The sequence below is a fragment of the Chryseobacterium antibioticum genome, from assembly GCF_012927325.1.
Taxonomy (GTDB): Bacteria; Bacteroidota; Bacteroidia; order Flavobacteriales; family Weeksellaceae; genus Chryseobacterium; species Chryseobacterium antibioticum.
The window spans coordinates 109,554-129,627 of record NZ_JABBGI010000014.1 but is presented as its reverse complement, the minus strand read 5'-3'; the positions used below and the strand labels follow the sequence as shown (position 1 = coordinate 129,627).

General features: G+C 30.2%; 15 protein-coding genes. 5 read left to right on the top strand and 10 right to left on the bottom strand.

Annotation, left to right across the window (positions count from 1 at the left end; genetic code table 11):
• Positions 1-1,510: 1,510 nt before the first annotated feature.
• The 5 genes from HHL23_RS22820 (at position 1,511) to HHL23_RS12520 (ending at position 6,414) form a co-directional block, all read left to right on the top strand.
• Positions 1,511-4,666 (top strand): phage baseplate assembly protein V, encoded by a 3,156-nt coding sequence (locus HHL23_RS22820; RefSeq protein ID WP_169235146.1) that lies wholly within the window; start codon positions 1,511-1,513, stop codon positions 4,664-4,666.
• A 3-nt stretch (positions 4,667-4,669) separates the two neighbouring features.
• Positions 4,670-5,395 (top strand): hypothetical protein, encoded by a 726-nt coding sequence (locus tag HHL23_RS12535; RefSeq protein WP_169235145.1) that lies wholly within the window; start codon positions 4,670-4,672, stop codon positions 5,393-5,395.
• Between the two features lie 6 nt (positions 5,396-5,401).
• Complete coding sequence (locus HHL23_RS12530) at positions 5,402-5,755, top strand: DUF4280 domain-containing protein (RefSeq protein WP_169235144.1); 354 nt, start codon at positions 5,402-5,404, stop codon at positions 5,753-5,755.
• A 191-nt stretch (positions 5,756-5,946) separates the two neighbouring features.
• Complete coding sequence (locus HHL23_RS12525; RefSeq protein ID WP_169235143.1) at positions 5,947-6,102, top strand: hypothetical protein; 156 nt, start codon at positions 5,947-5,949, stop codon at positions 6,100-6,102.
• Positions 6,103-6,180: 78 nt separating this feature from the next.
• On the top strand, positions 6,181-6,414 hold the full coding sequence (locus tag HHL23_RS12520; RefSeq protein WP_169235142.1) for a hypothetical protein: 234 nt from the start codon (positions 6,181-6,183) through the stop codon (positions 6,412-6,414).
• Positions 6,415-6,451: 37 nt separating this feature from the next.
• Here the strand turns inward: HHL23_RS12520 and HHL23_RS12515 are convergent, their stop codons facing one another.
• The 10 genes from HHL23_RS12515 to HHL23_RS12470 form a co-directional block, all read right to left on the bottom strand.
• The gene (locus HHL23_RS12515) at positions 6,452-7,639 is read right to left on the bottom strand and encodes a hypothetical protein (protein WP_169235141.1); all 1,188 of its coding nucleotides are present in this window, start codon (positions 7,637-7,639) and stop codon (positions 6,452-6,454) included.
• A gap of 14 nt (positions 7,640-7,653) precedes the next feature.
• Positions 7,654-8,031 (bottom strand): helix-turn-helix domain-containing protein, encoded by a 378-nt coding sequence (locus HHL23_RS12510; protein WP_169235140.1) that lies wholly within the window; start codon positions 8,029-8,031, stop codon positions 7,654-7,656.
• A 187-nt stretch (positions 8,032-8,218) separates the two neighbouring features.
• Positions 8,219-9,280 carry a hypothetical protein gene (locus HHL23_RS12505; protein ID WP_169235139.1) on the bottom strand — a complete coding sequence of 354 codons (1,062 nt, stop codon included), beginning with the start codon at positions 9,278-9,280 and terminating at the stop codon, positions 8,219-8,221.
• Complete coding sequence (locus HHL23_RS12500; protein ID WP_169235138.1) at positions 9,277-10,503, bottom strand: tyrosine-type recombinase/integrase; 1,227 nt, start codon at positions 10,501-10,503, stop codon at positions 9,277-9,279. The genes HHL23_RS12505 and HHL23_RS12500 overlap by 4 nt, the downstream gene beginning before the upstream one ends.
• Positions 10,504-10,709: 206 nt before the next feature.
• Positions 10,710-11,045: a helix-turn-helix domain-containing protein gene (locus HHL23_RS12495; RefSeq protein WP_169235137.1), complete on the bottom strand. Its 336-nt coding sequence runs from the start codon at positions 11,043-11,045 to the stop codon at positions 10,710-10,712.
• 409 nt (positions 11,046-11,454) lie between these two features.
• Positions 11,455-12,150: a M48 family metallopeptidase gene (locus HHL23_RS12490; protein ID WP_169235136.1), complete on the bottom strand. Its 696-nt coding sequence runs from the start codon at positions 12,148-12,150 to the stop codon at positions 11,455-11,457.
• On the bottom strand, positions 12,151-15,195 hold the full coding sequence (locus HHL23_RS12485; RefSeq protein ID WP_169235135.1) for a type I restriction endonuclease subunit R: 3,045 nt from the start codon (positions 15,193-15,195) through the stop codon (positions 12,151-12,153).
• Positions 15,188-17,755: a GmrSD restriction endonuclease domain-containing protein gene (locus HHL23_RS12480; protein WP_169235134.1), complete on the bottom strand. Its 2,568-nt coding sequence runs from the start codon at positions 17,753-17,755 to the stop codon at positions 15,188-15,190. Before HHL23_RS12480 ends, HHL23_RS12485 begins: the two co-directional genes overlap by 8 nt.
• A complete protein-coding gene (locus HHL23_RS12475) occupies positions 17,742-19,562 on the bottom strand; it encodes a DUF262 domain-containing protein (RefSeq protein WP_169235133.1) in 1,821 nt (606 codons plus the stop codon). Before HHL23_RS12475 ends, HHL23_RS12480 begins: the two co-directional genes overlap by 14 nt.
• Positions 19,563-19,599: 37 nt before the next feature.
• Complete coding sequence (locus HHL23_RS12470; protein WP_169235132.1) at positions 19,600-20,064, bottom strand: hypothetical protein; 465 nt, start codon at positions 20,062-20,064, stop codon at positions 19,600-19,602.
• Positions 20,065-20,074: the final 10 nt, after the last annotated feature.

Here is a 20,074-nt window from a genome sequence, read left to right as displayed (position 1 = left end):
CTGGGAATGAGTAATCCTTTATTATTACTGTTTATATCCAAAGCAGCATCTGCATTTGGTGTCGTCGTATTTATACCTACTTGGGAATATGTAAATAGGTATAATAAAATAAATAAGATTTGATAAAACTTTTTCATCTGATTATTTTTAAATTGTTAATATGTTTTTTATTTGAAAAGAGAAATATAGATAGAACCCATTTTGATTGAGACTTACTTTACTTATAATAGATTCCTCAATAGTGTTGGATACTTTTTATAATGGATCAACATGTTATTACATTTTGAGGACCTTCTATATAACTTTGTTTTTGGTATTCTGTATCGATTTATAATTTGTTGTCTTGTCATTTCATGATTGTTAATTCTATAAGAAAATCTATTATTTCTTTTTATATAATTTTTTTCACTTAGTAAAGCCATCCATTGTTTTATATTCTAACTACCGAGTCGTGCTCATTGGAGAATAAATAATCTTTTGTTGTATATGCACTTCAAAAAATTCATACTCAAATAATTTAAACCATTGTAATAATATCTCAGAATCAATATATTTTTTAACATCTCATCAATATAATATTCTTTACACTTTAAAATTTTCTTTCGTGGATTATACTTAGATAATAATTCAATAGAAACTATAGATATATCATTAAATTATGAGTTGGGATATAACGAGAAAATATAATATTGCTAGTACTACTTGATTAGATTACAAACCAAGTAATATCTTGATTAAATTTAATATCAAAACAAAAAAAAGATAAATTATAAAATATATATTATACAAAACATTGATTAACAATCTATTGAGTTTTTTGTTTTGTGATATTGTTTTATTATTTTAAAGATTTATTTATGTTTTAAATGATATGAATTTTATAGTATTATATAAAATTGGCAAACCTTGGCGTATAGGCTGAATTTTTACATTTTTTCTTACTAGAGTCTTGTAATATTTTCTATTGGTATATAACTTTTTACTTTTTAATCGAAAATAAACACTGTTTCCCAATCAGACTATTAAAATTGAAGGTGGATATGAATCTAACCTTATATGTGAGGAAACTCTTGTAAATAATAATCTCCAAGATTTTGATTCATTAAACTTAGAAGTTAAGCCTGTTTCTAAACACAGAAAGTATCTTACTAACCAAACATATATCAAGGTTCCTCAAAGGGGTATATTTCATAGGGTAAACTTCCCTGTTTTGGTAAACTTCCCCGATCATTCAGAGAACCTAACAATTGGGACTATCTTTTATTAGTCTCAATTGCTATACTATATGTTGGCAGTGTATATTACTCACTGGTGATATTGAAATTTATCACCGACAAATTGAAACAGCATTTTAGTAAAAGACGGAAAGCAAAGCATTAATCAAACTATTTGATTGACAAGTAGTCGTAGTTTTACTACAATTTAAAAGATTTATTAAAAATCTCTATATTTGGCATCATATTTTTATCTATATTTAGTGATATAAGATCAAAAAAACACTCACAAAATTATGAAAAAAAACACCTCCAATTCTGATCGGATTTCGGAGAATCATATTTCGGGCATCAACCGTGTGGTGAAGCTTGATATTTTAGTTAACGGAAAACCTGTCAGTCACTTTAAGCACTTTCGCCTACAGCAGAGTGCAAGAAGGCATCATTACTTTGAACTTACTTTAGCTCATGATTCTTTAGGAGAATCACAGAACCACAATCTTGAAGAAGCCAGACAATTTCTGGGAAAACGTCTGACAGTTACTTTTAAATATAAAGATGCTGAAAATGAAAGTCCCGAACGTACATTTGTTGGTATGGTTACAAAAGTGGCATTCAGTCAGGAAAAAATGAGTTTGGGAAACATTGTACTGAAAGGGCAAAGCCCAACAATCCTGATGGATTCTGCACCGCATACCCAGAGTTTCGGGGGCACTCAGGCTGTGAACACCTCTATTATTGCTGACAGCATCATTAAAGAGACATTAGGAACAAATAAGTTTGATTTCAGAATAGACACACAGAATAAAAGCTACATTAATTACAGTGCGCAGTACTGTGAAACCCATTACAACTACCTTACAAGAATTGCAGAAGCCTACGGAGAGCAGTTCTATTATGATGGTTACATACTACACTTTGGAAAACTTCCGTCTCACGAAAAGCCTATTCAGCTTATTGACGGCAGTAATGTGGGTGATATAGCAATTGAATTAAAAGCAGTTCACACCAGACCTGAATATTTTGGATATAACAGCAGTAGTCATTCTAAAATGTTAGGCTCGGATAATAGCATCAAGCATTTAGGAGATTTATCAGCAAAGTCTTATGAATTGAATGACGGCATTTTTAAAACACGATCACTAATCCCTACACCTATCAATGCCAATATGTTTCTGGATGTGGATGATTCCCAGAAAAGTGCAAGAGGAAGTGCTTCTGTAGAAGTTTTTACAGTATCAGGAAATACTTCTGTCCCTTTCTTATATATAGGTTGTGTGGCAGATTTAGCCATGAGAAAGCCAGACAGCAACCAGACTTCACATTTTACAACTCTGATGATTACAGAAGCCACCCACGAGGTAGATGCAAGGGGATATTATACAGGAAGCTTTGAAGCGATAGCAGAGGGAACAGGTTTTATGCCTAAGCCTGATTTTGTACTCCCAAAAGCAGAACCACAGGTAGCAACTGTTATTTCTAATGTTGATCCGTTGAATCAGGGAAGAATACAGGTTCAGTTTGACTGGCAGTTAAATGACACCACTCACTTTATAAGAATGATGAGTCCAGATGCTGGGGGAACAGATGCTATAAGCCAGAACAGAGGATTTGTGGCTATTCCTGAAATCGGTGATCAGGTAATGGTTGGCTTTGAATATCATAATCCTGATTTTCCTTTTGCTATGGGCGGAATGTTTCATGGAAAAGTTGGTTTAGGTGGTGGTATGGATAACCATTTAAAATCCATACAAACCCGTAGCGGAATCAAAGTTTTAATGAATGATGCTAATGGTAGTGTAACAATTCAAGACCCAAGTGGTAATATTTATTTTATGGACGGAGGAGGAAATATTAACGTTACTGCCCCCAATAAAATAACGATGAATGCTACGGATGTTGAGATCAATGCCAACAATAATTTTGATATTAATGTGGCAAATAATATGACTTCCACAGTAGGAAATACTGCATTAATGAACTATCTCCAGAAAACATTGATGAACACTCCTATCATGTTGCAGACTGTATCTGAATTATTTCATGCTCAGGCAGCAAAGACTATTATTAATACAGAAAATGAATTATTTATTCAGGCAAAAGAAGCGAATGTAGCTGGAACTCAAAAATTATTCATGCATTCCGATCAGAATACAATTGTAAACAGCAAAGGGGTTGTTGATATGCATGGTAAGCAGGGAAATAATCAAACAAATAAGGCACAGCCATATAAAAAGATTCCTATCTATATGGATGGGAGATGCTATGTTAAATTCAGACCTCAATCTAATTGGAGCGGAGAATACGGTTTCGATTGGATGAGAATGGGTGACACCTCCCTACAGGGTGATACAAATGCAAACGGATATAAATTTATTTCATCAAATTACAACAAACTAAAGACAGCATACCAGCAGAGAACGTTTACAAGAAAAGACAGTAGAGGACGAAGAACTACATTTACTTACTTTGTACCTTGGCTGACCTTATATCCCAAAAATGAAGTTCCAAAAGGTTTTACCCATACTTCGGCAAAATTGGATGTGACAGTTGACATCGAGGTAGAACCTATAAGGCTGGAGTTGGAATATGATAAAACGTTATTTACTTTAGATAAACAGAATATTACACCTGTAACTAAAGGTATCCACAAAACAACCCTTAATATATCTTGTATTAAATCGTTTGATAAGTATCAGGATATTAAAGTGATTTCTGTATTTAAGAATGCCAAAGGAGAAGAGGAAAAGTCATTGGCGGGAAAAATTTTGGTTACTCCTAATAAGCAACGTTATAAGGCGGATTGTGTGATTGTAAGAGTAAATACAAATATAAACGGAACAGTTTCAATGAGTGTCCCATCATCAAATAGACAATCTGTTTTGAACAAATACTTGAGACAGTCATTAGTAAATCCTAATTTTCTTACCACAATTGATCTATTCTTTACTTCAGATACTGATTCATCTGGAAAGAAGACAAATCTAAAAACATTATTCAATAACGCTGCAAATGTAAGAGGTGGTATGATTCCAAACGGCTCAATTGACGCAATTCAAGATTTTTTAAATGGACAGGTCAAAACGAAGTATGGTAATAAATATGATGACGTCTATAAATTCTATTTTATCAATCAGGAAGCAGGAACATCTCGGTCTCCGAACAGCGGTTTATTTGGTCGCTCATATGGCATCCCCTCTACGGCTAAATCTGTAGTAATATATAAAGGCGATAGTAGCAATACCGCTTTTAGTGACAGTACACTTGTACATGAAGGTCTTCACGCAATGGGACTCTATCATTCTTTTGATAATTCTGGAGAGCATACCTTTACTCAAGATAAAACGGATAACATAATGGATTATTCAGACGTAGCACTAACCCCAATACCTGTTATTCAACTATGGCATTGGCAATATTCATTTATTTACCCAAACGTAAAAAAAATATAGACAATGAAAAAAATAACACTTATCCTTCTATCATTAATAATATCATCTTGTCACTCACAAGATAAAGATCCTAATAAAAACACTCCCTCAAAAGACATCAGAAAACCTAAATCATTAGAAATTCCAGTAAATCAGAAAACTATGGAAACATTTACCAATGAAAAATTTGATATTGAAAATTATTTTAAACATTATGATAAAATAAGTAGAACTTATGAACATGAGTCTTCTAATGGTACAAAGATTTTAGAAGCTGACTTTGATGATTCCTATTATGCAACACTAATAACTAAGAACTCTCTTTTTGCGACCCATAAAGAATACTATAAAAATGGTTTATTAAAAAGTAAGTGGGAAACTTTTGGTGAAGGAGGCTTTATTAAAGGGTTGCGATATGAATATGATTCAAAAGGTAAACTCATAAAAGTAGAAGATTGGGATAAACCTTATAAATTTACTTGGGAGCAAGTAAAAAAGTATATTGAACAAGATTTAAAGTTAGATTTATTAAAAGATAAATTAGGCGTAGGGAATAATTTAGAATATCCTGGTTACAGTTTTCCAACTTGGAGTATAAATTATATGGGAAAATACAAAGAAGATCCTAAAGGAGGATTAATAAGAATCATGTTAAATGGTACTACAGGAGAATTATTACTTGTAGAACGTCAGCTTGGTAAAGGTGGTGATGGAACGACTGTTGATATTCTTTATAAAAAGAAAAACTAATGTGAAATGCCACAAAAGATCACAGATACCGCCCAATTATCCTGTAATCAAGGAACAGCACCGAGCAATCTTAGTGTTACAAGTCAGAATTTCTCTACAGCCGAGGGAAAACATATTGCTACCGAGCAAGATAAGCAGGTAAGCACCAATATAAAACCTTTCGGACAATGTAAATTAAAACCTACTTCGGGAGGCTATTTACCATGTATTCCTGCTCCAACGGTTTGGCAAAAGACCACAGAAAAAGATACAATCAACAATTACAAAATTCTTACTGAAGATTCTTTTTGTATGTGTGGTACGGGTGGTAAAATTGAAGTAGCAGACAAAGGACATGGTGAGAAACATGAGATAAAATAATAAAAAACAAACTATATGGAAACAGAAAAATTAATTAAGCAACTTACCAAAATTGCTGAAGAAACAAGTTATTATGCTAGAATTAGAAAAAGTCCCTCATCCAAAAAAAAGAAAAAGAAGATGCTATAGAAATACTTTCCACTCTTAGCGAGAATACGGTGAGTTTATTTAAACAACACAATTTATTAGATTTGATACAGCCAAAAAGAGACAAACTTTATGATAAACAGTGGTATGAAGAAACATTTGGCAATGGTGCTGTAGCTGACATAAATAATGCAATAATAGAGTTAAAAAAAATAAAAGTCAACGAAGTGGAACATCCACAAAATAATGAAAACCAGTAATTTAAATGCAAAAATAAGCAAAACCTCAAACGCTTAATTCATGTTGTATAATTGTAAATAATTTTTAAATTAATTAAAATGAAATTACAAATTAATTACAGCGGAGCGATTTATGAAGCTCAGGTTACAAAGGAAAAATATTTCTATATTTTCAGACTGCAAAGATGCGATGGATTTATTGAATACTACAAGCCGTTTGGCTTTGGCAGATTTTCATGCTCTATCCGATGCAGATTGAAACATTACAAGGATTTTAAGAAAGGAATTTTTAATGGCAATTCTACTCTGAAAAAGTTTAAAACAATAATGTAAGAAAAACAGAAAACAGGCTCAAAACAAGCCTGTTTTTTTATTTATTTTCAAATCTATTACGAACCTCTCGATAATGATTCTCAATAGTTTTCCTATTTCTTCCAGATACCTTTTGTAGATTTACTTGGGTAATTTTGGGATACTTCTCATAATCCCAATTTTCAAGATACCCTAAAAGCTCTTTGCGTGTTTTTTCAGCTCTATCATTCGCTAAGATTCGGTTACCTAACGTTTTCTTTTCTGAAGCTGGCATTTTGGGATCTTTAAAATAAAATCTTTTTGTTTCATTTTCTAAAGGTTCTAAAACTCCTCTTAATTTATAAGTATTGTTTGCAATTTCTTCAACCACTCCATCACCCAATGGGGTCACAAAATATCGCCTACTATAGCTTTGCAAATAATGATGTAATAATTCGAAAGCCATATGCGGATTGAGCGAAATGAGACACTTCGCAAAACCACTTAAAAATCTATACCTATTCTTTGCTCCCACCGCTTCAAACGGCACAAAGCATTGGCAGTATTTGATTTTCTCTTTTCCAAAATCAAATAATCCGTTTTCATCGAAGTTGATCTGATAGTTTTCTGCAACTTCGTCTAGGTTATTGAGCCTTATTTTTCCCCCAGTTCGGTAGTATATATCATTATATCCATCTAACTGGGGGAAAAAATCGGGTTGCAAGTCCAAATTAGCTTCGAGTTCTTTTGTTTCAAAAGATAATGCTGTTGCATCATCATTGTAATGCGCCTGCATATCGTAACTCACAGGTTCTGCTTCCATCAAAATGGTGTCCAAATAGTCTTTTTCTGCAACTCCTACCTTATCAACCACCCATTTATAGGCATCTTCTAACCCTTCATTGGGTATGTTTTCTACTTCCACCAAGATACAGCATCCTTTCCCGTTAATGGTGCTCCAAAATGCTCTGATATAGGTAACATCATAGTCGAAATCATTACTATCTTCTATCACATAATAAAAGTATCCGCTCAATAATGTTTCGCTATCATTTTTATTTGAAACTGGATTCAAGTAATTGAAGTTACACACTTCCATTTTGTCACGCATCCTATGCAAGAAAGCATCTGAATCACCTTCTCTCAATTCTTCAATCAATTTTGCATCTCTTCTGTCTGGATTCTGAATATAATCTAGCAATTCTCTTACATTAGAAAATTCTGCCACCATCTTTTTAGCAGTTGAATTATTGTATATTTTAAACATAGTAACAGTTTTAGTTAGACATATTTTCTACTATCAAATCCACGATTCACCTCTGCTTCTATCATTGAAAGAGATTTATATTGTTGTCCAGACATAATCTCCTTCATTAAATCCCTTCTCAATACAAGAAATTTATTTGCAAATTCAGGTTTGTACGCAGGAATCAATCCAGAATTAATTTTGTCTCTAACAACTCTTTCATTCATTCCAAGAAGTTCAGCAACCTCTTTTGTTGTTAAAATTTCTTTTGTATGTGCTATACGACTAACAATATCTAATCTTGTTACATAAGCAGAAAATAGTTTGATTACTACTTTTTGCACCAATTTTTCGATTATAGAACCGAAATTTTCGCTATGGCTGGGTTTTGCCGTGTTATATTTTATTTCCATAACACAACCCGCTCAAGAATCTAGCGAGAATGCAAAAAATGAAAAAACTCCTACCATACAGCAAGAGTTTTAAATTATTGATTTTCAATTAATTATATATTAAAATAATATCTAATTTGATAAATCACGTCAAATTTTATCGGAAAAACTGAAAAAAAAATAAAAACTTTTCAGAGGTGGAGCGAAATTAAGCAACAATCATTTTTAGAAAATTAAAGACACTTCTAAGATCATCTATTATTTTAAAATTTGTCGACTTCTTTTTATTTTTAAGTTCTTCCCTTGAAATCTCGGAACCATTTTTCAGAACAAAATAATCAGATAAAATTTTCCAATGTTCATCTTCTGAGTCCTGTACAATTTTATCTTCTTCCATAATCTTATAAAATGTTGCTAAAGCAGTAATGTTTTTTAACCAGATTATTTTAGATAATTCTCTTCTTTTATTATTAAAAAGATCATCAATCTGCTCAAAAGTAGTTATCTCAGAAACAAATCCTCTACCTACTAGAGCTTGCTTAATTGAATCTATAATTTGTACCCTAGCTTCCATATCTTTTAAATTTCTATAGTTTTTTCTTGGTGCAAGTTTAAAAGATTGAACTTCTTTTTTAGACGGATAGACAAGCTTTTTTAAAGCCTCAAAATTTTCTGTCGTAAGGTAATCAACAAAATTGGAATAAAAATCTCTAAATACCTCCAAATAAACCTCCTTAATGGCAATCCCATATTTTGCGAAAACGTTTTTTTCCTTCCTAATCGCATCATCTAAATCATAATAATCATTGAAAAGTAATTCAGTGAGCTTATTTATGTATAGGTGTTTATTTTTTGATAAAATATATTCATGTCTAAGTAATGTTTGGGATTTAATTTTTTCCTTTAGTAAGGCATTATATAATGGTTCAAAAAAAGAAACTATTGTTATTTCTTCATTTTCAATTTTCATTCTTCCCTCAACCTTGTATTCAAACTCATATTCCTTGACATTAATAAAGTAATGATAGGCAATAAGATAAAAATAATCACCTCTGGTAAAAATCTTTTCAAACATATCAAACCTTTCTATTTTCTTTTCATCAATATTTAAACCTTTCGTACGTAACCTTTCTTTATCCCAAAAGAAATACCTAAAGTTTGAAAATGGATATACACCAAATTCTACTTCATCATTATTCCCTTCTTCAAAATGTTGAAATAGCGGAGAGAAATCAAAATCATTATCTAAAACAGGTAAAAATTCTATCATATTCCTAAAACTATATTATTAATTGTACTAGCCTTGCGTTTATCAACTATTTTTGCATAAATCTCAGTTGTTGAAACATTTTTATGCCCAAGCATTTTTGAAATAAGATAAATATCAGCTCCTGCTTCTAATTGTGCAACTGCATAAGAAGTTCTAAAATTGTGAAAGGTAACTTTCTTTTCAATTTCAGCTTTTGATAACCACTTCCTTAAATTATCATTAAGTGAATGATATGCAATTCTATCGAAAACAAAATCTGTTCTAAATTTTCTATCTCCCATTAGCTTTACAGCTTCTTCCGAGATAGGGTGATACTGAAAAGCTGAGGTTTTCTTCATCCTGAAATATATATAATTAATCCCTTCTCTTTCAACCACATCACACCATTGTAAATTATTAATATCACTATATCTCAAGCCCGTTAAAAGGGCGAAAATGCAATATTTCTTTAAGACTTCATCAGAAAAACCAGTAGTAAACAATTTTTTGCATTCATCTAAAGTTAAGAAGTTTTTCATCACTTCTTCCTCTTCAATCCACTCTATACGTGCTTTAAAACTTTGAGAAAGATAATTTTCTTCGTAAGCCATTTCTAAAACTTGTATAAACCTGATAAAATAACTTGCTGCAGAATTTCTACTAATTTTATGTGTTGTACTTCTTAGCTGATATGCATTAAGTAGTTTGGATTTAAAATCTTCAATTAGAGCTTTGTTGATATCTTGAAACAGAACATTTCCATAAAACTTAACAAAGTGTCCGTAACAACCACTCCAAGCTCCTTCGGAACTGGTTGCATTCTGGGCTTTTTCCTTAAAATATTCTGTAAAGATTTTACTTCTATTTTCTGCCAACTCCAAAGCCCTCAACTCTGTTTCGGTATAAATGTCTGGATTGATTACTTCTTTAAATCTTTTAGCTCTATACAATTCAACCATTTCATTAGTTTCCCTGTTATGCTGTTTTTGAGCGGGTGTTAGGATTAATTTCTTAGGATTACCATTTTTATCAGTAACTATTTCAATTTTTGACTGCTTCTTTCCATGTGCATCTGTGTAATGTATAATCTCACTTTGAAATTCATTATAAATGAAATAGCTTGTTTTCTCATAACGAGTCTTTTTTCCAGTTTTTCGATTGAAGACTGGAGGATAGAAGTTTAAAGACAAATTACTTTTATTACCTTTTACAAGTTTTTTCAGTACAGTTACTTTTTTACTCATTATTGAAAATTGTATTTACTAAGTTTTTGGGAACATACACATTTTTACCTTTGGGAATTTTCGGAACATTATGTTTTTTGCATAAATGATAAAATGAACCTGAACTCACTTTAAATGCGTCTAAGACTTCATTAATCGTGTAATAATTGTCATCACAGAAATATGGTAAATTATATTGTTTTTCTTCGTTATTTTCGGCTTTTTGCCTAAAGAGTATCTAAGTCAACCTTCCTAATTCTAATCGATTTAAAGCCTTCTAACTTGCTTAATCTGCCATCTTTTAACATTCGATAAATTGATGTCCTACTAATATTGAGTAAAAGCATAATTTCTTTGATTGATAAGTAGTCTTTCTTTTGAATTTCTTCAATATCATAACCTTTAATTTGTACTTCCAAATCCTTATCACTCGCTTGAATCTTTTCATCACGCTTTCTCTTTTTGTAGAATTTCTTAGCGCAATCATCGGAACAGCATTTTGTTGTAGTCTTTTTAGCTACAAATCTATTTCCGCAGAATTGACAAATTTTATTGACTTCCATAACGTCTAAATTCTCCCTAAAAATGTTTCACATTGTTTCCCCATGTTTCCCAACATTTCAAAATGTAACATTTTTTAACGATAAAAGTACAAATTTTATTCCAAATCAAATTAATAGAAACGAAATAGAAACAAATAGAATGTATATATCCTGCAATATTAACTTGTAGAATAAAACAGAAAACAAATAAAAAAAACCCTTTAAACATTCCATTTAAAGGGTTTTTCGTATTGTTATAACTGCAATCTATATACAATCTAAAACACAATCTACTTTCCGATACAGAAAGTGTAAAATATTGTATTAATAATGGTTTGCAAAAGCATAGTAGCAAATATGTAGCAAAACTTCAATAAATAAAGGAATATTATAGGTTAAAGAAAGTCAAAATCACATTTTATCAACAATATTATGTAGGAAGCTCATTTAATTCTTTTTTTCTTAGTTGCCAATTAGGAAAATATTTATTCATTAATATTATAAAATTCTTATTATGATTACGTTCTTTTAAATGGACTAATTCATGAACAACAATATACTCAATACAATCTTTAGGCTTTTTAGCTAGTTCAATATTAAACCATAATGTTTTAGCTGTATCATTACAACTTCCCCATTTCGTTTTTACTCTTCTGATTCCAAAACCTTTAGGACAGACATTCATTTTCTCCTTATAAAATTCTATTTTATCAAGTAAGAATTGGCGTAATTGCTTTCTATACCATTGATATAACTTATCTTTAATAAACTCTTTATCACTTCCTTCTGGTACAGTAACTTCAATTTTACTGTGGAGAAGAACAACTTCAGACTTTTTATTAGATTCTATTATTTTTAATAAATAACGTTTTCCAAAAAAATAATGACTTTCGTCGTTTATATAAAGATATTCAGGTTCTCTTTTTTGAGATGTTATTTTTTTCTTCTCTCGACGTATCCAACCTAACTTTGTACTAATATAAACTCTTAAATGTTCGATACTAATATTCTCAGGCGAAGACAAAGTAACCTTTCCGCAAGGAGGATGTACTCTCAAATGAATATTCTTTATATTTTTAAAAGAAAGCTCAACTTCAATATCGTTAAATTTTAGCACGTCTGGCATTTAATAATCAAGTTTATTATTTTCAACAATTGTATATATTTCTACTGTTTTTTCTTCATCATTTAAAACTTCATAAATAGCTTCCTTGATCTCATTTTGTTTTTGAATATTCTCTCTAAAACCTTCTTTCTTAGATCTCTGAATAGCTAGCTCACAGGCTATTGTTAATCCTTCATTTTTATCCAAATAATTATAAATAGCTCCCATTCCTATAGTTTTAATAGATAAAGGAATATTGTCATTTTTTCCCGTTTTTACCTTTTTAATTAAATCGGATGCCTTTTCAAGATATTCTCGATATTGTAATACTCCTTTCTTTCTCTGTTCAATCAATGCAGAAAGTAAATGAGACATTTTTTCAAAATATTTAGGATCCAAAAGATGTTTTTCAACGATTTTTGAGCTTATACTATTTTCTATAACCTCAGCAACCGCTTCTGGACTACTACGAATACTTTCAGGCAACATCTCAATTGTATTGAAAATATCTGATTCCATTAAATCTAACAAGGAAATATCTTCAAATGGAGAAATTACTAGTGATTCGCTTGCCTGAATGTAATTGTCTATTAAATGTCGCATATCTGCTTCGTAAGCTTTTAAATCTAAGGTTTCTCCACTTGCTATGCGAATAATTTCTCTTAGTTTTAAATAGAAATCCAGTCGTTCCTCAAAATGAAGTATCTCGTTTTCTGTATAGCCAGCTAATTCTAATTCTGCTTTTATATTAGTATACGCTCTTAAGTAAGAAACGATAGCTTTGTACAAAGCAACTCTTTTATACTCATTGGCTTTCAAGTCTGATGGAATTTCTGTATTTCCACAGAAGTAATGGATATACTCTAAATCTGTTCTAGGAATTTCAACAGGTTCACAGAGAGCTTCTAATTCTTCTAATGTATTTTCAATACGTTCACGCGCCATATTTAGACGATCTTTTAGCTGAATATCAACTTCTTCTTTAGTAAAACTTTCTATATCTAACTCAGAAGTATATACATCAATCGCATCTGTTACTTTTCCAAATAACTCCATATAGTCTATGATATATCCAAAATCTTTGTCATCAGTATCTAAACGGTTAGTTCTACAAATTGCTTGAAATAAAGTGTGATCCTGCATTTTTTTATCTATGTAAATATATGAACATGGAGGAGCATCAAAACCTGTCAATAATTTAGAAACTACTATTAATAGCTTCATCCTTGCTGGCTGTTTTATGAATAAATCTTTATTACTATCTTCATAGGTCTCTGTTTTGGTTTTACCTGATAATGGAACAACATCTGCTAATAATCTTTCGTAAACCTTATAAATGTATTCTTTATCCGTTTCTGTATATTCACCTGTATCTTCAGTTGTGATATCTTTGGTCTGGGGATTATAAGAGGTTATTATTGCACTTTTATTTTTGAAAGGAGTATTTTGAAACAGTTCATAATATTTGCAAGCTTCATATATACTGGAAGCGACTAAAATTGCATTTCCTTTTTCAGAAGCCAACCGTGCCTTTACACTAAAATCAAATAAAATATCCGAAACAATTTTATCCATTCGTGAACGAGAACTTAATACATTTTGCATCGTTCCCCACCGTTTTTTCAATTCCGATTTTTGAAAATCATTCAAGCCTTTTGTTTTAGCTTCAAACCATGCATCCACTTTTTCCTGCGAAGAAAGATTTTGCTCTATATCCCTTCCTTCATAAACCAAATCTTTTACTACTCCATCATACACGGCTTCATTGAATTTATAGGTATGAATATATCTTCCGAAAATATCCATAGTGGTTTGTTTATCTTTTTTCAGCAGTGGAGTGCCTGTAAACCCAATAAAAGTAGCTTCTTGCAGAATTACTTTCATCGTCTCATTTAATTTACCACTCTGAGTACGGTGACATTCATCTACAAATACAAAAACATTGCCTTGTACTGGTAACGGATTATTGTTAATTTCCGCTATAAATGTTTTATAGTCTGTCTCACCTTTATTACCAAACTTATGAATAAGGGAAGCAATTAAACGAGGTTTAGGTTGTGTTAAAAATTGCATTAGCTCATTTCCTGAGCGAGTACGGGCTACCTGTTCACCCATATTCTCGAAATTATCACCAATTTGTTTATCCAGCTCTGTTCGATCTGTCAATAATACTACACGGGAATTAGTAATATTCTCCAAGATCCATTTTGCCAAAATTATCATTAAGATACTTTTACCAGAACCCTGTGTATGCCAAATAATTCCTCCTTCATTTTGCAATAGAAATTGTTGAGATTCCTTCAACGCAAAATACTGATGTGGACGAGGTAATTTTTTTACTCCTGCATCAAATATCACCGTGTTATATATAATATCTAAAAAACGTTCTTTGTTACACAATTTTTTAAGATACTTATCTAACTTATATCCTTCATTTTCTTCTTCATCTTCTTTCCAAGACAAATAATATTTTTCAGAAGTTTCGATAGTACCATACTTTAATCCTTGTGTATTGTTGCCTGCAAGAATAAATTGGACAGTAGTAAAAAAGTTTTCATTAAATTTCTCCTTTTGATTAGAAATATTCTGCCGGATACTTTCCGAAATATCAACTATTCCACGTTTTAATTCTAAAATACCTAATGCTATTCCATTTACATATAATACTATATCAGGTCTACGAACTTTATTGCCTATAAGTGTGACTTCTTCTGCAATTCCAAAATCATTATTATCCCATTTCTCCCAATCTATTAAATTAATGGTTTGATTATGCTCTCCTATATTTTCTTTAGCTTTTACACCATAACGAAGCAATGAGTAAAAGTTCTTATTACGCTCATAAATGTTTCCAGCATTGGTTTGAGCCAATTGAAGTGTTTCTTGAACTGCTTTTTTAACCAAAGATTCAGAATATCCTTGTTTTAGCAAAAAAGATTTCAGATAGGTTTCTTCGATATTTTTATTTTGCTCTCTCTCTTCCCAGTTACCATAATAGGTATATCCTAACTCTTTAAAAAGCTGTACAATTCGATTTTGGGTAATTCGTTCTATTGGATTAATCATGGTTTAAAGTTTTAAGCTCTGTACATAACTTTTTTAATTCATTTTCTAATTTTTTATACGGAACAGTTTTTAAATATTGTCCACCTTTTTCATCTAATACATATCCAAGTTTTTCCAAATTAATATCCGTTTTTCGACTTTCTATTTCATCTACTTTGTGATAAAAACATATTTGATATTCATCCTCTTTTTTAGAATACTTTATTTCCAATTTATACTCTTTTTCCTGGATGTTAAATCCTTCTAAATAACATCCTGCATGACCTGCTGTATTCTTGTCTTCAAAATACCAAAATTTCGAGAATGGGAAAAACTTCTCTGGAGCTATCCTGTTTTCATCTGTGGAATTTTTATTTCTATTCTTCAAGAAAAAGCAATAGGTTCTCAGTTCACTATGATAAGCGGTAATAGCAAATCCCTTTAATAAACGGATATCATTGGCTGAGTTCCATCTTATAGCACTTTCTTTGCAATAATTAATTGCTTGCGGATATTTAAGAAACAAGTATTTCCAATCCGATTGTTTTAAATTTTTTGTTTTTAGATAATTTTTAATATAATCAAATAATAATTCCGGTGTTATTTTTTTATCCTCTAATTTATCGATTGAATCTTTTAAAATATTGATTTTATTGCCTTTAAAAAACAATCTCCAATTTTCATTTTTTGTTCTTAAACCGCCTAAAGAACCAGTACAAAAAATATGGTTTGACTTATATTCTGGCAAATAATCATCTTGACAAAAAAGAAAGCGTTCTAATATTTTTTCGGAATTTACCCTAATTTCTTCTCCATATAATTTTGAAACCGCATTACAATATTTTTTGAAATCTTCTAAAACATAGTTACCTGATCCATCTTTTGAAAAATCTAAGATAAAGTTTATTTGTCCAAAAATATAAGGGTGGTTTTCTATTCCGAAAATTGGTTCTTCCCATTTATCTTCTTGTAATAAATTTAATTTTATTTTTTCTTCGTCAAATTGTGTGTTTTCAAAGAAAACATTTCCAACATTATTGTCTAGTATAGCTTCGCCAATATTAAATTTATACACTTCAAGATTGTTAATTTGCTTTAGAGCACTATTAAAATTTTCTGGACTTTGAATATAAGTATTGTATATAGTATTCCTTGTATAACGTAACCATACTTTCAAGCTTTCGATTGAATATTGTATATTTTCTCTATCGTTGATGAAAACTAAAAATGAATAATAAAAAACTGTATTCCATAAAGATGGAGTAAACAAATTTGATTTTAAGAAAAAGTCTGTTATTTTATTTTCTACAAAAGGTTTACAAATTATTTTTTCAAGATTTAATTTATCAAAATTTTCTTTCTCTTCTAAATATATGAGCGATTCGAAAGTCCTCTCTATAAATTTAAGTACATCGATGTTGAAAATAAAAAATGACTTTTCATCTTCGTCTTTTCCCCACTTGATAAGATAATTTTCTAAAGGAATGTATGTTATTTTTTTGCTATCATATATTTCCGTATTTCTAATTTGTCCATATAAATCTTTAACCTTTTCGAAAGGAATCTCATTGTTGCTTGCTAAACAATACATCAATGCCAAATTTTTGATATAGTTATAATAGAAATTGTCTAAAGCATTGAAATCAACATCTATATTTCTCCAAAAATAATTTAACCAATCTGTATCTAGTTTTTTCCAAAAAGACTGAAGCCATTCTTGTTGTTCTTGGTCTGTATTATCTTTATATTTTTCCTGTAACCAAGATTTGAAATGCTCATAATCTGATAATTGTTTTCCACGAGAATTCATCTTCACATACAATTCATCAGTTTGATTTAAAGAATCTAAATCCATAAAATCAAATTTGAAAGGAAGGTTTTCAATAGAAATATTGTTAAAATCAAAATCAGATTTAAATTCTTTTTCAATAGAAAAGAGCATCTCCAAAATTCCGCTTACAGTTGCATCCTTATTCCATTTTTTAAGAAAGAAACTTGAGTTAGAAATTAATTCTTTAATACTTGTTTCTGTATTTTTCTTTTGTTTTTTTCTAAGTTCTTTAATATTCTCAGTATCTTTTAGCTCATTACAAAAAGCTAATGCAGATTTTCTATTGCTATATTTAAAGTGGTTTAACCATCTTAAATTATTTGATTCTGCACCTTTATAATACAAATACCAACAAAGAACATACAATGTTGTAAGCCTTTGTTGTCCATCTAAAGGAATAAATTTTAGAATTCCTTGATCAGTTTTTTCGGATTCAGTTTCTTCGACCTCAGCTTTGATTTTTAACTCTAAATTATTTGCATAAAATTTAACAGCTTCCAAAATAGAATTGACCGCTTCTCGATTTAATACTTTACGTCTGGCACTTTCCTTTCCTTCTATTTTACCATAGACAAAACCTAAATGAACTTCTTTATCTTCAGTAATTGCTTCCACAAGGTCAGTTACAAATCGTTTTCTAATAGAATTTACTTTTTTTGTAGTTCTTCCTTGCGCATATTCTCTTTGTATTATTGGAACTTCAATAATATGCTCGTCAATAATTTCATGAAAAGATTTAGTTTCTCTCATCTTGCTCAGGTGTAAGAAATTTAGAAATTGTATTTTGTACAAACTTGAGATAGGATTCTCTATCTGTTAAGCTCCAATAATCAATTTGATAAGATTCGGATTTTGTAGATTTCTTTGAAAATACATATTCCGTTCCTATTGGTATATATGTATCTGGTTTTATTTCAATTTCATCATCTAATCTTAGAATAATATTCCTTTTTCTTCTAAAAGGCTTTTTACCCACTTTTATATTAGTAGATTGGTCTAAAAGGCATAAATTATTAAAGTCATCAACACTAAAAAACTCCGCAACTTTATCATTTATTTCCTTTGTTTTTTTCTTAATACCAACCTTTTTGCTTTCAGAAATCAATTGTAGTAATTCATCAAGTAATACCTTAATAATATTTTTATTTTCGAGAGTTATATCTTCATCTGTAGATGCTTTAATCAATGAATCGATTTCTCGATGAAAACTTTTGAATTCTTCAATAGTATCCAAACCATCATCATTTTTTGCAAGAATATGTTCTATATTCCAGTTTTTAGTTTCGTAGAATCTGTAAAATGGGAAAAAAGTTTCAGTATCATCAATCTCAGTAAGTGCAATATTGAATAAAAAAAGCATCTTGAAAACAGTGATATCATTATACTTAATTAATTCAAGATTAAATTTTTCGGTGAGAAATTCATTACCCAATAATTTTCGCAATTCATTTCTGAATTTTACTTTGGTACTTGATTCTTGAGCTTTTTCCAGAACTGTGGAAATATTAAAGCTCGTAAGATGGATAATGGCACCTATCAAATGATAGGAAGTACGGTCAAAAAACCATTCTTCTAAACCATTGTACAGTTGGGTAATTTTACTCCAGTTCGGCTTATTTTCTTCTTCCGAGTTCTTAAAAGAATTTTCAAATTTTCTATAATTGTAAAACTTATCTTCACTTTTCCCAAAGCCGTTATGCAGTTGAAAGAGCAAATTAATTTTGTTGGCTATATTCTCATCATTTTTATTACTGGTAATAAATTGCCAAAATTTATGGTCTCCCATTTGATGCTCAATTAGATTCCAATCATCAGCAAATTGATTTTCCTCATATTGTCTTTGAACAGCATTAGGTGTTTTAGCAATATCCAAAACAAACAGAGCCTTAATTAACTCTGCTTGCTCTAGTTCTATTTTTCCTTCATTAAAATTGATGAATTTTTCTATTATTTTTTTATCATTGGAATCTTCTTTTTCTACATACCAAATTACTTTTGTATTTGTAAGCAATTTACGTTTGAACATCTCAATATCTTCCTCATCGAGCTTATTGAACCAGTTCTGAACAACGGCATAGTTTTTATAAAAATAGAAATTGTCAACATTATTAATTTCTGGCTTATTTATAATTATTTCTTCTTTCCAATGTTGGGATATTAAGCTATCTATTATATCAAAATTATCAATTTCTTTTTGGAATATAAAATCAGGAAAAGACAATTGAGGAATACCTGAAATAAAAGCATTTACTCCATCGTCGTCAGTATTTCTGGTCGTATATAAAAGTTGATAGCTTTTAGATTTAAAGAACATAAGAATTAAAGAAATTGTAGTTGCTCTTTGCTGACCATCAATTAATTCATAAGTATTATCATTAATTTTTCTAACAACCAAAGGCTGTAAACAGTAAAAAGATTGAAATTGTGGTGTAAATTCATAAATATCAGTTAAAAGGCTATAGACTTGAGCTGTATCCCATCTATAACCCCTTTGGTAAGCATCCATTTTAAAATTGAAATCTAATAATTCTTCAATCTTTTTAAGATTTTCATTCATGTTTAGTTTTTAAAGTTATTAGAATACTGTGAGTGAGCTATTTAAATAGTTCATCTTTCTCTTTCAAATAATAAGATTTATACCCATTGTTCTTAATTTCATCTTGCCAAACTATTCTAACAATTGGAAATGAATTATAGTAGAACATCATTCCGGAATACCAACTATCCCAAATTTGTTGAGGAATTCTTTTCTTTTTATACCAATAATATTGTTCTGAACATAAGTTAAAATAGTCAATTAAAACATTGTGGATAGTTTTATTGGCATTATTTATTGATTTAATTTCTTTTAATTCCTCCAAATTCTTTATAGTATCAAGCTTATTTAAGTCATCATTTAAGCTATCATATCTCTCATTAAATTCCTTAAATAAATCCTTTTCCATCTTTTGTTTGGCAATTTTCAAATTATTTTGATTAAACCACCATGTTATAATCAATGTAAAAAAACCAATTATCAGTGTTACTACTACCTGAGGATTATTAATTAAGTATTCCATTTGATTCTTT

Coding starts and splice junctions, on each gene's coding strand:
- HHL23_RS22820 (WP_169235146.1), top strand. CDS start 1,511: ATGAAAAAAAACACCTCCAATTCTGATCGGATTTCGGAGAATCATATT.
- HHL23_RS12535 (WP_169235145.1), top strand. CDS start 4,670: ATGAAAAAAATAACACTTATCCTTCTATCATTAATAATATCATCTTGT.
- HHL23_RS12530 (WP_169235144.1), top strand. CDS start 5,402: ATGCCACAAAAGATCACAGATACCGCCCAATTATCCTGTAATCAAGGA.
- HHL23_RS12520 (WP_169235142.1), top strand. CDS start 6,181: ATGAAATTACAAATTAATTACAGCGGAGCGATTTATGAAGCTCAGGTT.
- HHL23_RS12515 (WP_169235141.1), bottom strand. CDS start 7,639: ATGTTTAAAATATACAATAATTCAACTGCTAAAAAGATGGTGGCAGAA.
- HHL23_RS12510 (WP_169235140.1), bottom strand. CDS start 8,031: ATGGAAATAAAATATAACACGGCAAAACCCAGCCATAGCGAAAATTTC.
- HHL23_RS12505 (WP_169235139.1), bottom strand. CDS start 9,280: ATGATAGAATTTTTACCTGTTTTAGATAATGATTTTGATTTCTCTCCG.
- HHL23_RS12500 (WP_169235138.1), bottom strand. CDS start 10,503: ATGAGTAAAAAAGTAACTGTACTGAAAAAACTTGTAAAAGGTAATAAA.
- HHL23_RS12495 (WP_169235137.1), bottom strand. CDS start 11,045: ATGGAAGTCAATAAAATTTGTCAATTCTGCGGAAATAGATTTGTAGCT.
- HHL23_RS12490 (WP_169235136.1), bottom strand. CDS start 12,150: ATGCCAGACGTGCTAAAATTTAACGATATTGAAGTTGAGCTTTCTTTT.
- HHL23_RS12485 (WP_169235135.1), bottom strand. CDS start 15,195: ATGATTAATCCAATAGAACGAATTACCCAAAATCGAATTGTACAGCTT.
- HHL23_RS12480 (WP_169235134.1), bottom strand. CDS start 17,755: ATGAGAGAAACTAAATCTTTTCATGAAATTATTGACGAGCATATTATT.
- HHL23_RS12475 (WP_169235133.1), bottom strand. CDS start 19,562: ATGAATGAAAATCTTAAAAAGATTGAAGAATTATTAGATTTCAATTTT.
- HHL23_RS12470 (WP_169235132.1), bottom strand. CDS start 20,064: ATGGAATACTTAATTAATAATCCTCAGGTAGTAGTAACACTGATAATT.